The organism is Mycobacterium sp. NGS17 (assembly GCF_059813205.1).
On record NZ_JCALED010000005.1, the window covers coordinates 390368 to 403162 of the forward strand.

The 12795-nt window shown below is 66.9% G+C and carries 14 protein-coding genes; 10 read left to right on the plus strand and 4 right to left on the minus strand.

Translation table 11 applies throughout. From position 1 onward, the window contains the following. Window positions 1-12: 12 nt before the first annotated feature. The 3 genes from AC5Y7E_RS14135 to AC5Y7E_RS14145 are packed head-to-tail and all read right to left on the minus strand — an operon-like array spanning window position 13 to window position 2513. Window positions 13-1329, minus strand: a complete 1317-nt coding sequence (locus AC5Y7E_RS14135; RefSeq protein WP_499949519.1) for an alpha-amylase family protein — start codon at window positions 1327-1329, stop codon at window positions 13-15. Between the two features lie 19 nt (window positions 1330-1348). Continuing rightward, a complete protein-coding gene (locus tag AC5Y7E_RS14140; RefSeq protein WP_499916537.1) occupies window positions 1349-1885 on the minus strand; it encodes an alkyl hydroperoxide reductase in 537 nt (178 codons plus the stop codon). Window positions 1886-1925: 40 nt separating this feature from the next. Continuing rightward, window positions 1926-2513: a peroxiredoxin gene (locus AC5Y7E_RS14145; RefSeq protein ID WP_499916535.1), complete on the minus strand. Its 588-nt coding sequence runs from the start codon at window positions 2511-2513 to the stop codon at window positions 1926-1928. 101 nt (window positions 2514-2614) lie between these two features. Here AC5Y7E_RS14145 and AC5Y7E_RS14150 point away from each other — a divergent pair, with 101 nt between their 5' ends. The 4 genes from AC5Y7E_RS14150 (at window position 2615) to AC5Y7E_RS14165 (ending at window position 5551) form a co-directional block, all read left to right on the plus strand. Further along, complete coding sequence (locus tag AC5Y7E_RS14150) at window positions 2615-3550, plus strand: hydrogen peroxide-inducible genes activator (protein ID WP_499916534.1); 936 nt, start codon at window positions 2615-2617, stop codon at window positions 3548-3550. Between the two features lie 23 nt (window positions 3551-3573). Then, complete coding sequence (locus tag AC5Y7E_RS14155; protein WP_499916531.1) at window positions 3574-4275, plus strand: EthD domain-containing protein; 702 nt, start codon at window positions 3574-3576, stop codon at window positions 4273-4275. Window positions 4276-4284: 9 nt separating this feature from the next. Further along, window positions 4285-4728, plus strand: coding sequence for a PPOX class F420-dependent oxidoreductase (locus tag AC5Y7E_RS14160; RefSeq protein WP_499916529.1), 444 nt, complete (start codon window positions 4285-4287; stop codon window positions 4726-4728). A gap of 73 nt (window positions 4729-4801) precedes the next feature. After that, window positions 4802-5551 (plus strand): enoyl-CoA hydratase/isomerase family protein, encoded by a 750-nt coding sequence (locus AC5Y7E_RS14165; RefSeq protein ID WP_499916527.1) that lies wholly within the window; start codon window positions 4802-4804, stop codon window positions 5549-5551. A gap of 8 nt (window positions 5552-5559) precedes the next feature. Here AC5Y7E_RS14165 and AC5Y7E_RS14170 read toward each other — a convergent pair whose 3' ends face one another. After that, the gene (locus AC5Y7E_RS14170) at window positions 5560-5745 is read right to left on the minus strand and encodes a (2Fe-2S)-binding protein (protein ID WP_499916525.1); all 186 of its coding nucleotides are present in this window, start codon (window positions 5743-5745) and stop codon (window positions 5560-5562) included. A gap of 327 nt (window positions 5746-6072) precedes the next feature. Between AC5Y7E_RS14170 and bfr the strand changes: the two genes are divergently transcribed. The 6 genes from bfr (at window position 6073) to AC5Y7E_RS14200 (ending at window position 12764) form a co-directional block, all read left to right on the plus strand. Then, the gene (gene bfr, locus AC5Y7E_RS14175; RefSeq protein WP_067358580.1) at window positions 6073-6552 is read left to right on the plus strand and encodes a bacterioferritin; all 480 of its coding nucleotides are present in this window, start codon (window positions 6073-6075) and stop codon (window positions 6550-6552) included. Window positions 6553-6637: 85 nt separating this feature from the next. Beyond that, window positions 6638-8710 (plus strand): MDR family MFS transporter, encoded by a 2073-nt coding sequence (locus tag AC5Y7E_RS14180; protein ID WP_499916523.1) that lies wholly within the window; start codon window positions 6638-6640, stop codon window positions 8708-8710. Window positions 8711-8775: 65 nt separating this feature from the next. Further along, window positions 8776-9270 (plus strand): carboxymuconolactone decarboxylase family protein, encoded by a 495-nt coding sequence (locus AC5Y7E_RS14185; RefSeq protein ID WP_499916521.1) that lies wholly within the window; start codon window positions 8776-8778, stop codon window positions 9268-9270. A gap of 79 nt (window positions 9271-9349) precedes the next feature. Continuing rightward, complete coding sequence (locus tag AC5Y7E_RS14190) at window positions 9350-10234, plus strand: TIGR03854 family LLM class F420-dependent oxidoreductase (RefSeq protein ID WP_499916519.1); 885 nt, start codon at window positions 9350-9352, stop codon at window positions 10232-10234. A gap of 60 nt (window positions 10235-10294) precedes the next feature. Next, window positions 10295-11647 (plus strand): type I glutamate--ammonia ligase, encoded by a 1353-nt coding sequence (locus tag AC5Y7E_RS14195; protein WP_499949485.1) that lies wholly within the window; start codon window positions 10295-10297, stop codon window positions 11645-11647. A gap of 10 nt (window positions 11648-11657) precedes the next feature. After that, the gene (locus AC5Y7E_RS14200) at window positions 11658-12764 is read left to right on the plus strand and encodes an amidohydrolase family protein (protein WP_499949486.1); all 1107 of its coding nucleotides are present in this window, start codon (window positions 11658-11660) and stop codon (window positions 12762-12764) included. The last annotated feature ends 31 nt before the right edge of the window (window positions 12765-12795 follow it).

The following is a 12795-nucleotide window of genomic DNA, read 5'->3' on the forward strand; positions in this document are numbered from 1 at the left end:
ATGAATCCCGCCCTAGGTGGGGCTCAGGATCCGCCAGCCCCGCGCCTCGACCTCGACGGAGTCGACGACGTCGGGCGGCGGGGCCGCCGATCCGCCGATCACCTGTGCGCGCCGCGTGCCGAGCTCCGGTAGCGAGACGCGCAGCGGCTCGTCGTCGATATTGAGCACCACCAGCAGCGCATCGTCACCGTTGCGCGCCTCGTACACGTACTGCCGGTTTTTCAGCAGCCGTGCCGTGGTAGCTGCCGCGTGCAGCCAGGGGTAGCGGCGCCGCAGCCCGACCAGATACTGGTGCAACCGCCAGGTCTTGACCCCGAATTCATCCAGTTGCAGTGGGGGAGAACCGAACTCGGGCCGTACCGCGTCGTCACCGCCGTACCGTTCTTCCTTGACCCCGGCAAACCCGAGTTCGTCGCCGGCATACACGCTGGGCACCCCGCCGATGGTCAGCAACAGCACCAGCGCGTGGGCCACGTGTTCGGGTGTGTCCAGCCGGCTGGCGATGCGCGTGACGTCGTGGTTGCCGATGAACGTCAGCGGTGAGAAGGCGGTCAGGAAATCGTTGTGGCGCTGCATCGCCCAGTCGAGTTCGAAGAAGTTGCCGTCGTTGAGGCTGCTCCAGATCGCCTTCCACAGCTCGTATTGCGTGGCCGAGTCGAAGGTGGCGGCCCGGACGTAAGCGGCGTAGTCGCCGTGAATGAGTTCGCCGACGAACCATGCGTCCGGGTAGCGCTCGCGCACCCGCGGCAGCGTTGCGGCCCAGAAGTGTTGTGGCACCGCGTAAGCGGCATCGAGACGCCAACCGTCGGCGCCGCGCCCCAGCCAGTGCGCCATCACGTCGACGGTGTAGTCGGCGACGTCGGGGTTGTCGTGGTTGAGGGTGATCAGCCCGGAGTGGCCTTCGAAGGTGTGGAAACGGCCGGGACGTCCGCGAAACCAGCGCGCGGCGCCGTCGTCGTCGGCAGCCTGCCGGTAGCGCGCGAAATCCTGCCCGACGTGATTGAACACGCCGTCGAGAAGCACGCGCAGCCCGCGGCGATGCGCCTCGGCGACCAGGTGGTCGAAGTCGGTGTCATCACCCAGTCGGGGATCGATGCGGTAGTGGTCGGTGGTGTCGTAACCGTGTGTGCGCGAGGCGAAGATGGGACCGAGCGCAATGCCCGATGCGCCGAGTTCGATGGCGTGGTCCAACCAGTCGACGAGCCGCCGCAACCGGTGTTGCTCCGGTTGCGGCGGCTCGTTTGACTGCGGCGTGGGGAATGCTCCCACGAACCCCAGGGGGTAGATCTGCCACCAGATCGCGTGCTGGACCCAGGCGGGCTCGGTCACGGCGGTCACGACGGCGCGGTCAGCCGACCGCTGCCAGCGTTTGGGCGGTGACGATCGCTTGTGCCACACCGGAAATGATCGCCGCGGCCTTCAACGCCTCCTGGATCGTTTCCCGGCTGACACCGGCCTCGCGCAGCGTGTGCTCGTGAGCGGCCACGCAATCCGGGCAGCCGTTGATCGACGACACGGCGAACGACCACAGTTCGAAGTTGACCTTCTCCACGCCGGGATTGGCGATGATGTTCATCCGCAATCCCGCGCGCAGGTCGTCGTACTTGCCGTCCAGGAAGCCGCGGCCACGGTAGAACACGTTGTTCATGCCCATGATCGACGCGGCTCCCAGCGCCGCGTTGTATGCCTCCGCGGACAGGATGTCGGCCGCCTCGGCCCCGATCTCGGTGAGCACCTGGGTGTTTCGGGTCGCCGCGGCGCTGGCCAGCAGCGTGCCCCACAGCTGCTCCTCATTGAGCTCGGTCGTGCGGGTTATCGAGCCCAGGTTGAGCTTGAGATCCTTGGCGTACTCCGGTAGCGCTTCTTTGAGGTTGTCGACGCTCATCTCGCCTCCTAATCAGGCCTTGTACCCGTCCGGGCCCGACTTAAGCCGACTGCTTGAGCAGCTCGGTGGCGTCCAGCGTCGGGTCACCCTTGCGCCAGTTGCAGGCGCACAGCTCGTCGGACTGCAGTGCGTCCAGCACCCGCAGCACTTCTTCGACGTTGCGGCCCACGGAGCCCGCGGTGACCGAGACGAACTGGATCTCATTGTTCGGGTCGACGAGGAAGGTCGCCCGGTCCGCCACGCCGTCGGCGTTCAGCACGCCGGTGCCCAAGCTCAGCTCCCGCTTGATGTCCGAGAGCATGGGGAAGGGCAGCTTCTTCAGGTCCTCGTGCTGCGCACGCCAGTTGAAGTGCACGAACTCGCTGTCGATCGATACGCCGAGCACCTGCGCGTCGCGGTCCTCGAATTCGTCGTTGAGCTTGCCGAACGCGGCGATCTCGGTCGGGCACACGAACGTGAAGTCCTTCGGCCAGAAGAACACCACGCGCCACTTGCCGGCGTGGTCCTCGCTGGTGATGGTGGTGAAGTAGTCCCCAGGCTGCTTGGCGTCGACCTTGGACAGATCGCCCGCGATCAACGCAGTGAGCTCGTAGGCGGGGAACTGGTCGCCGATGGTCAGCAGAGGCATATCGCTCCTTGTCTGGATTTAATCAAGATTAGCTTTCCTTCCCAATAGTGCCGGGTACGCTAATTGAAGTAAAGGTGATATTTCCCACTAGAGTTATAGGTATGTCCGATAAGAGTTATCAACCCACGATCGCCGGCCTACGCGCATTCGTCGCGGTCGCCGAGAAGCGGCAATTCAGCAGTGCGGCAACGGCTCTCGGTCTTAGCCAGTCGACGCTGTCGCAGGCGCTGGCGGCACTGGAAGCCGGGTTGGGCACCCAGCTGGTTGAGCGCTCTACCCGGCGTGTCTTCTTGACACCGGAGGGCAGGCAGCTGCTGCCACGCGCCCAGGCCGTCGTCGAGGCGGCGGACGCGTTCAGCGCAGCGGCGGCGGGTTCGTCGGACCCGCTGAGGGCAGACATGCGCCTGGGCCTGATACCCACCGTGGCCCCCTACGTGCTGCCGACGGTGCTGGCCGGTGTTGCCGAGCAACTGCCGGAGCTGACGCTGCGGGTGACCGAAGACCAAACCGAACGGCTGTTGGCGGTCTTGCGGGAGGGCGCGTTGGACGCGGCCCTCATCGCCCTGCCTGCCGAGGGTGCCGGCCTGACCGCTATCCCGATCTACGACGAGGATTTCGTACTAGCCCTGCCGCCGGGCCATCCGCTGGCAGGTAAGCGCCGGGTGCCGGCCACCGCCCTGGCCGACCTGCCGCTGCTGCTGCTGGACGAGGGCCACTGCCTGCGTGATCAGGCGCTCGACGTCTGCCACAAGGCGGGCGTACGAGCGGAACTGGCCAATACCCGGGCCGCGTCGCTGGCGACCGCGGTGCAATGTGTGACCGGCGGCCTGGGCGTGACGCTCATTCCCCAGAGCGCGGTGCCGGTCGAGGCGTCCCGAAGCCGCCTGGGCCTCGCGCAGTTCGCGGCGCCTCGCCCCGGCCGGCGGATCGGTTTGGTTTTCCGCTCGTCGAGCGGGCGCGACGAGTCCTACCGCCGGCTGGCCGGGCTCATCGGCGAACTGATCAGCAGCCAGCATCAAGTGCGGATGGTGAAGTAGGCGATCGCCTGTAGGTTCTGCGTATGGAGAAGGTCATCGCAGTGCTCAGGCGTCCCGAGCCGGACGACGCGTGGTGCGCCCGGCAACGCGGACACGTCGCCGATGCGCTGCTGCAACTGGGCGTCGCCGGGCTGCAAATGAACGTTCGTGACAGCACCGTGCGTCATTCGCTGATGACACTGACGACCTTGAAGCCGCCCGTGGCAGCGGTGGTGAGCATGTGGACCCAGCAGTGCTACGGCGACCAGACGACAGCGGCACTCAAATTTCTCGGCCAGGAATGTGAGCAGCTGGCCGCGTACCTGGTGACCGAGTCGGTCCCGATGGTCGCTCCACCATCCGAACCCGGCACTCGCACACCAGGTTTGGCCAACATCGCGCTGCTGCGCCGTCCTGACGGCATGGACGAGGCGACCTGGCTGCACCGTTGGCAGCGTGATCACACGTCGGTGGCCATCGAAACGCAGTCGACGTTCGGCTACACCCAGAATTGGGTGGTGCGGGCGCTTACCCCCGATGCACCGGGAATCGCGGGCATCGTCGAGGAGTTGTTCCCACCGGAGGCCATCACCGACCTCAAGGCTTTCTTCGGAGCCGTCGATGATGACGACCTGCAGGACCGATTGGGCCGAATGGTCGCCAGCACAACGGCATTCGGTGCCAACGAGAACATCGACACCGTGCCGACCAGCCGCTACGTATTCGCGACACCGTTCCGGGATTGAGGTCCGATCATGACATCACTCGACGAGGCAGTGACCCTGGCCAAGGGGGAAAGCGGGCTGGCGGTGATCTCCACCGTTCGCGCCGACGGGACGGTGCAGGCTTCGCTGGTCAACGTGGGCCTGCTGGCGCACCCGTCGACCGGCGAGCAAGTCCTCGGCTTCACCACCTACGGCAAGGTCAAGCTGGCCAACCTGCGCGCCCGGCCGCAGCTGGCCGTGACTTTCCGCAACGGATGGCAGTGGGCGACCGTCGAGGGCCGCGCCGAACTAATCGGCCCCGACGATCGCCAGCCCTGGCTGACGGGAGCGGATCAGCTGCGGTTGCTGCTCCGCGATGTGTTCACCGCCGCGGGCGGCAGCCACGACGACTGGGACGAGTACGACCGGGTGATGGCGTCCGAGGGGCGCGCCGTCGTGCTGATCGCCCCAACCCGGGTCTACAGCAACGGCTAGCCTCGGGGCTGCTGGCGTGGTGACCCGCTGCGCCCGGCTGCGCCGCGCTTGCGATCCCCACTAGGCTGCTGGCGTGACGCTGCAGATCGATGACGAGAACCGGGTGCGCACCCTCACGCTGAACCGGCCCGAGGCGCTCAACGCGTTCAACGAAGCCCTCTACGACGCCACCGCCGAGGCGCTGCTCGCCGCCGCCGAAGACCCCGAGGTCGCCGTCGTGCTGCTGACCGGCGCGGGTCGTGGCTTCAGCGCCGGCACCGACCTGGCCGAGATGCAGGCTCGCATCGTCGATCCCGGCTTCACGCCCGGTAAGCACGGCTTCATCGGACTGATCAACGCGCTCAGCGCGTTTCCCAAGCCGCTGATCTGCGCGGTGAACGGCGTGGGCGTCGGGATCGGCGCCACCATCCTCGGCTACGCCGATCTGGCGTTCATGTCGTCGACCGCGCGCCTGAAGTGCCCGTTCACCAGCCTGGGCGTGGCGCCCGAAGCGGCTTCGTCATATCTGTTGCCCCAGCTGGTCGGCCGGCAGAACGCGGCCTGGCTGCTGATGTCGTCGGAATGGGTCGGCGCCGACGAGGCGTTGCGCATGGGCCTCGTGTGGCGTGTCTGCGAGCCCGACGAGCTGTTGGCCCAGGCCCGCCGGCACGCCGAAATCCTTGCCTCCCGGCCGATTTCGAGCCTGATGGCCGTCAAGCACACGATGATGGAACCGGTCCGCCCGGAGATCGTGGCGGCCACCGGTCGGGAAAACGCGCACTTCGCCGAACTCATGGGTGCGCAAGCCAATGCGGCGGCCCTGGCCGACTTCAACAAACGCTGAGGCGGCGCCTAAACCGACTGCGCCGTTTGCAATCTGGCCGCGTCGGCCAGGATGGCACGCAGCGTGCGCCGGCAGCGGCCGCAGTCACCGCCGGCCCCACATGCGGCGGCTATCTCTTTGGAGGTCGATGCGCCCTGAGCGACGGCGTCGCACACGGTCTGGTTGGTGGCCCCAACACAGAGGCACACGTACATCAGCGCACCTCCTGCACGTCCGCGTCCCCTTCGTCGTTCGGTCGAGCGTCTGCGATTCGTCCCCGACGCCGAGGCATCGAGCACCATGGTGATGAGGCCGAATACGCGTGCCGCTTATTAGTGGAGTCTAACCTAAGTTCGTAAGCCCAGTCTAACCTAACCAAGGCGCGACTTACTTCAACCGGCACGTCACTGAGTGCAGCCAAACCTTGCTGGAACATTCCCAGGGGCCGTGGCAAAGTGCTGCTAGCGCCCGGGTTTGTGCGCGACAGCCCAGCGCACCCGCCGCGGCCACACACGACAGCCGCTCACACCGTAGGAGTGACAATGCAAGGGGATCCGGAAGTTTTGCGTCTGCTCAACGAACAGTTGACCAGCGAGCTCACCGCGATCAACCAATACTTCCTGCACTCCAAGATGCAGGACAACTGGGGGTTCACCGAGTTAGCTGAGCACACCCGGGCCGAGTCTTTCGACGAGATGCGCCACGCCGAGGCGATCACCGACCGCATCCTGTTGCTCGACGGCTTACCGAACTACCAGCGGCTGTTCTCACTGCGCATCGGCCAGACGCTACGCGAGCAGTTCGAGGCCGACCTGGCCATCGAATACGAGGTGATGGAGCGGCTCAAGCCGGCCATCATCCTGTGCCGGGAAAAGCAGGACTCCACCACGGCGAACCTTTTCGAGGACATCGTGGCCGACGAGGAAAAGCACATCGACTACCTCGAGACCCAGCTGGAGTTGATGGACAAGTTGGGCGTGGAGTTGTACTCGGCGCAGTGCGTGTCGCGGCCACCCAGCTGACTCTCGGGCGCCGCCCCGCGGGGTTTTGGTTGCCACCGGTTGACCGTGGGCACTCATTACCATCGAACGCCGTGGGAAGGCAGGCATGACGAGGGCGACACCAACAGCGGCTCCGGCCGGCCACGCTCCGGATTCGCAGCCCGGCAATGTCGCGGTCGACCCGCAGCGTCGCAACTTCATCTTCGTGGCGATCCTGCTGGGCATGCTGATGGCCGCACTGGACCAGACGATCGTGGCGACCGCGTTGCCGACTATCGTCGCCAATCTCGGTGGCGCAGGCCATCAATCGTGGGTCGTCACCAGTTACCTCCTCGCCTCGACCATCATCACCGCCCTCGTCGGCAAGTTCGGTGACCTCTTCGGCCGCAAGCGGGTGTTTCAGTCGGCGGTCGTGTTCTTCGTCACCGGATCGGTGCTGTGCGGCCTCTCCAGTTCGATGGGCATGCTCGTTGCGTCGCGGGCGCTGCAGGGCGTCGGCGGCGGCGGGCTCATGGTGACCGCCATGGCCCTCATCGGCGAGGTGATCCCGCTGCGGGACCGCGGCCGCTACCAAGGGGCGATGGGAGCGGTGTTCGGCGTCACCACCGTGATCGGTCCGCTGCTCGGCGGCTACTTCACCGACCACTTCACCTGGCGGTGGGCGTTCTGGATCAACGTGCCGATCTCCGTCGTGGTCTTCTTCGTGGCCGCCGCCGCCATACCGGCGCTGACCAACCGGACCAAACCGGTCATCGACTACACCGGAATCGTGTTCGTCGGCCTGGGCGCGACCGGCCTGACGCTGGCCACCAGTTGGGGCGGGACCACCTATCCGTGGGGATCGCCCACGATCATCGGCCTGTTCGTCGGTTCGGTCATCGCGTTGTGCGTCTTCGCCTGGGTGGAGAGCCGCGCCCCCGAGCCGATCCTGCCGATCCGGTTGTTCGGGAGTTCGGTGTTCACCGTCTGCTGTGTGCTGTCTTTCGTGGTCGGGTTCGCGATGCTGGGCGCCCTGACGTTCCTGCCGACGTACATGCAGTTCGTCGACGGTGTCTCGGCCACCACGTCGGGCCTGCGCACTTTGCCGATGGTGATCGGGATGCTGACGACCTCGATGGGCAGCGGTGTCATCGTCGGCCGCACGGGCAGATACAAGGTCTTTCCCGTCGCCGGCACCGCCGTCATGGCGGTGGCGTTCTTTCTGATGTCGCGCATGGACCCGTCGACATCCACTTTGGTCCAGTCGTTGTTCCTCGTCATCCTCGGCGCCGGGATCGGGATGTGCATGCAGACCCTGGTCCTGATCGTGCAGAACACCTCGAGCTTCGACGATCTCGGCGTCGCGACCTCCGGCGTCACCTTCTTCCGCACGATCGGCAGCTCGTTCGGAGCGGCCATCTTCGGTTCGCTGTTCACCAACTTTCTGCACAGCCGGATCGGCCCGGCGATGGCGGCAAGCCGCGCGCCCGCCGCGGCCGCCGCGTCGCCGGAGGCGTTGCACCGGCTGCCACACGAGGCGGCCGCCCCGATCGTCGCCGCCTACGCCGAGTCGCTCACCCACGTGTTCGGATGGGCGGTTCCGGTAGCGCTGGTGGGTTTCGTGCTGGCGTTGTTCCTCAAACAGGTCCCTCTTCGGGAATTCCACGACAGCACAGTCGATCTCGGCGACGCGTTCGGGATGCCGACCAGCGAGACACCGGACCAGATGCTGGAGAATGCGATCGCACGGACGATGCGTGGCGTTCCCGGCATGCGATTGCGCAGCATCGCGATGCGACCCGATTGCCGACTCGACGTCGCCGGGCTCTGGGGAGTCCTGCGAATCAACCGCTACACACAGATGTACGGCACCGCCCGGGTCACCGATATGGCGGACTACCTACGGGTACCGTTCGAGGTTCTCGAGCCGACCTTCGCGCACTTGGTCTCCGCGGGTTATGCGCAGCGCGACGGCGAGCAGATCTGGCTCACGCCGGCCGGGGGGCAACAAGTCGCCTACGTGCACTCGCTGCTGTTGGCCTGGCTGGTCGACAAGCTGTCCCGGTCGCCCGACTTCCAAGGTCGCCCGGACCGCCGCGCCGTGGAAGCGGCGCTGGACCGCGTTGCGCATCGTCTTCTGGCGCAACGTGATTGGCAGGATGAACAACCGACGATGGCGATCCCGGCGGCCGCTCACTAACCGGTGTCCATACCCATTCGCCGACATCCCCGCCCCTAGGTCCGACCCGGGCGTACCATCACGCCATGAGCCGAATCGGAACATTTGCTGACGACGACCTGGCCGGCTGGTTTGCGAAGTCTCCGGACATCGGCGGCGCGCTCGGCGGCTTCAGCCAGGCGGTCTACACCAAGAACCGGTTGCCGTTGCGCACGCGCGAACTTGCCCGCGCCGTGATCGCCCACCGCAACGAATGCGTCGTCTGCGTCAACACCCGAGACGAGGACGGACCCGCCGCAGGCGTCGACGAGGAGCTCTACGACCACGCCCCCGAGTGGCGCACCTGGCCCGGGTACAGCGAACAGGAGCGGCTGGCCGCCGAATTCGCGGACCGCTTCGCCACCGACCACACGGCGCTCCGCGACGACGAAGACTTCTGGAGCCGTTGCGCCGAACACTTCTCCGATGAGTTGCTAGCTGACCTCGCCCTGTCCTGCGCGCTGTGGGTCGGCATGGGCCGAGTGCTGCGGACCCTCGACATCGGCCAGGCCTGCAAGCTCACCATCCCCAGCCGCGCATAGTCGCCCACGTTCGCGGGCACAAACGGCGCCGCCGCCGTGTTGCGATACGAACGCAACGACGGGCATGGAGGGTGAAGCCGTGAAGATTCGATTCGGCGTTGGGCTCGGCGCCGACACCGCCCCGGATCAGCTGGCGGCCATCGTCGATCACCTCGAGGCCGCCGGGGCGGACTCGCTGTGGTTTTCCGAGCTGGTGTATTCCCCGGCGGTCGATCCGGTGGTCGGCATGGCGTATGCACTCGCGCGGACGACCCGGTTGAAGGTGGGGACGTCGGTGGCGGTGCTGCCGGGCCGGCACCCGGTGCTGGTGGCAAAGCAATTGGCGTCCCTGGCGGCGGTCGCGCCGAAGCGGGTCCTCCCCGTCTTCGGTCTCCGCTCGGCCATACCGGCCGAACGCGAAGTCTTCGTGGTCCCCGACGGCGAGCGCGCGGCGGTGTTCGACGAGTCGCTGCGGTTGCTGCGAGCGGCACTCGTCGAGGAGTCGGCGACGTTCGCCGGCCGGTATTTCAGCGTCACCGATGTTGCCGTTGCCCCGAGACCGACACCGCCGCTGGACATTTGGGTTGGCGGATCGGCGGAGGCGGCGTTTCGGCGCATCGGCGCGCTGGGCGACGGCTGGCTGGGCAGCTTCCTTACCCCGGCGGAGGCGCGGGACGGGCGAGAAGCGATCGAGCGGGCGGCGGCGCAAGCAGGGCGCAGCATCGACCCCGACCACTTCGGCATCTCATTGGCCGTTGCGGAGGACGGAGTATTGCCCGCGGAATTGGCCGCGGCGGTGCGCCGGCGCCGCCCGGACCGAGACCCCGGCGAACTGATCGCCGCCGGGTGGGATCAGCTGCACCGGCAACTCGACGCCTACATCGAGGCGGGATTGACGAAGTTCGTCATCCGGCCGGTGGGCAAAGCGCCGGTGGATGGCTTTTTGGATCGGTTCGTCACCGAACTCGTCGCCCGGCAGAACTGAGCGACACCGCTGACGCCGTTTGCCGTGCCGGAGCGGTCCGGGATTGGGAGAATGGCTCGCATGACCGGCACACCGCTCGCCGCCGCGGCCATTGCCCAGCTGGAGGCCGAGGGCGTCGACACGGTCATCGGCACGGTGGTGAATCCCGCCGGGCTGACCCTGGCCAAGACCGTTCCGATTCGGCGTACGAACACATTCGCGGATCCGGGGCTGGGGGCCAGCCCGTCCTGGCACGCGTTCGCCATCGATCAGACCGGCATCGCCTTCACCCCCGACGTCGGCGTGGTGGGGGACCAGCGCCTCCGTATCGACTTGTCCGCGTTACGCATCGTCGGTGACGGTCTGGCCTGGGCGCCCGCCGCGTTTTTCGAACAGGACGGCACCCCCGTTCCCACGTGTGGCCGGGGAACGTTGCGTCGCATCGAGGCCGCGCTCACCGAAGCCGGCGTCGAGGCCTCGATCGGGCACGAAATCGAATTCCTCCTGGTTGGACCGAACGGCGAGCGGCTCCCGTCGACCTTGTGGGCGCAATACGGCCTGGCCGGTGTGCTCGAGCACGAGGAGTTCGTGCGGGACGTGATCGGATCGGCCACGGGAGCCGGCATTTCGATCGAACAGTTTCACCCGGAGTACGGCGCCAACCAGTTCGAGATCTCGCTGTCCCCACAGCCCCCGGTTGCCGCCGCCGATCAGCTGATACTGATGCGGCTCATCATCGGCCGCGCGGCCCGTCGCCATGGGCTGCGCATCAGCCTGTCACCCGCACCCTTCGCCGACGGCGTCGGATCCGGGGCGCACCAACACTTTTCGCTATCGGCGTCCGACGTGCCGTTGTTCTCCGACGGCCCCGAATCCCGGGGCATGACGACGACGGGGGAGAGCGCGATAGCGGGCGTCGTTCGCGGCCTGCCGGAGGCCCACGGCGTGCTGTGCGGGTCGATCGTCTCCGCCTTGCGGATGCGGCCCGGCAACTGGGCCGGCGCCTATGCGTGCTGGGGCACCGAAAATCGCGAGGCCGCGGTGCGATTCGTCACCGGCGGACCGGGAAGTCCCCGGGGCGGCAATGTCGAGGTGAAGATCGTCGACCCGTCGGCGAACCCGTACCTGGCGTCGGCGGCCATCCTCGGCCTGGCCCTCGATGGGATCAAATGCCAGTTGGCACTTCCGCCCGAGATCACCGTCGACCCGGCCCAACTTTCCGATTCCGACCGCGAGCAAGACGGCATCGCGCGCCTGACCGACTCGCAGGCCGAAGCCATTGCGGCACTCGACGGCTCGGAAGCGATGCGCCGCATCCTGGGCGATCCGGTGGTCGACATGGTGGTCGCGGTCCGGCGCATGGAGCAGGAGCGCTACGGCGACCTGGGGCCCGAGCAGCTTGCGGACAAGTTCCGCATGGCCTGGAGCCTGTGACGCGCCGGTTATGGTCTCCGACACTCTGACCCGACACATCGACGAAGTTGCGCTGATCGACCAGCATGTCCACGGCTGCTGGCTGACGCTGGGAGACCGGTCTCGATTCGAGAACGCGCTCAACGAGGCCGACACCGAGCCCATCAGGTATCCGGGTTTCGACTCACAGCTCGGGTTCGCGGTGCGGGCTCATTGCGCCCCGGTTCTGGGGCTGCCCAAACACAGTGATCCGCACACCTATTGGGAGCGCCGGAGCCAATTCAGCGAGGACGGACTGGCCCGCCTGTTCTTACCGGTCGCCGGGGTGAGCGACTGGCTGGTGGACACCGGAATCGGCAGCGACGAGGTCGCCGGGGTGGCCAGCATGGCCGAGCTGTCCGGCAACCACGCGCACGAGATCGTTCGCCTCGAAGAGGTAGCCGAGCAGGCCGCGCAATCGCCGGGTGACTATGCGGCGGCCTTCGAGGAGATCCTGCGCCGGCGTGCGGACGGCGCGGTCGGGACCAAATCGATCCTGGCCTACCGCGGCGGATTCGGCGGCGATCTCAGTGAGCCATCGGCGACGGAGGTCGCCGATGCGGCCAGCCGGTGGCGCGATCGCGGCGGTGCTCGGTTGCGGGATCGGATCCTCTTGCGGTTCGGACTGCACCAGGCGCTGCGGCTGGGCAAGCCGCTGCAATTCCACGTCGGGTTCGGCGACCGCGATTCCGAGCTGTCCAACGCGAATCCTCTTCTCCTGGTTGACTTTCTACGACACGCGGCGGACGTCCCGATCGTGCTGCTGCACTGCTATCCCTACGAGCGTGAGGCGGGCTACCTGGCGCAGGCGTTCCACAACGTCTATCTCGACGGCGGGTTGAGCGTGAACCACCTCGGGGCGCGGTCACCCGCGTTCCTCGCGCGTCTGCTGGAGATGGCGCCGTTCTCCAAGATCCTGTATTCGTCGGACGGATTCGGTCCGCCGGAGCTGCATTTCCTCGGCGCGATCTTGTGGCGCAGGGGCATTGACCGCGTGCTGCGGGAATTTGTGGACCGCGGTGATTGGAGCGAGGCGGACGCCATGCGGGTGGTCGATCTCATCGCCCGGCAGAACGCCACGCGCATCTACCGCGTTTGACCCCCGGTTGCCCCGGGGTACACCTCCGGTC

Bases quoted from the DNA above. Each gene is read 5' to 3' on its own strand.
- AC5Y7E_RS14200 (WP_499949486.1), top strand. From the start codon at position 11,658: ATGGTCTCCGACACTCTGACCCGACACATCGACGAAGTTGCGCTGATC.
- AC5Y7E_RS14195 (WP_499949485.1), top strand. From the start codon at position 10,295: ATGACCGGCACACCGCTCGCCGCCGCGGCCATTGCCCAGCTGGAGGCC.
- AC5Y7E_RS14145 (WP_499916535.1), bottom strand. From the start codon at position 2,513: ATGCCTCTGCTGACCATCGGCGACCAGTTCCCCGCCTACGAGCTCACT.
- AC5Y7E_RS14140 (WP_499916537.1), bottom strand. From the start codon at position 1,885: ATGAGCGTCGACAACCTCAAAGAAGCGCTACCGGAGTACGCCAAGGAT.
- AC5Y7E_RS14180 (WP_499916523.1), top strand. From the start codon at position 6,638: ATGACGAGGGCGACACCAACAGCGGCTCCGGCCGGCCACGCTCCGGAT.
- AC5Y7E_RS14170 (WP_499916525.1), bottom strand. From the start codon at position 5,745: ATGTACGTGTGCCTCTGTGTTGGGGCCACCAACCAGACCGTGTGCGAC.
- AC5Y7E_RS14155 (WP_499916531.1), top strand. From the start codon at position 3,574: ATGGAGAAGGTCATCGCAGTGCTCAGGCGTCCCGAGCCGGACGACGCG.
- bfr (WP_067358580.1), top strand. From the start codon at position 6,073: ATGCAAGGGGATCCGGAAGTTTTGCGTCTGCTCAACGAACAGTTGACC.
- AC5Y7E_RS14150 (WP_499916534.1), top strand. From the start codon at position 2,615: ATGTCCGATAAGAGTTATCAACCCACGATCGCCGGCCTACGCGCATTC.
- AC5Y7E_RS14160 (WP_499916529.1), top strand. From the start codon at position 4,285: ATGACATCACTCGACGAGGCAGTGACCCTGGCCAAGGGGGAAAGCGGG.
- AC5Y7E_RS14185 (WP_499916521.1), top strand. From the start codon at position 8,776: ATGAGCCGAATCGGAACATTTGCTGACGACGACCTGGCCGGCTGGTTT.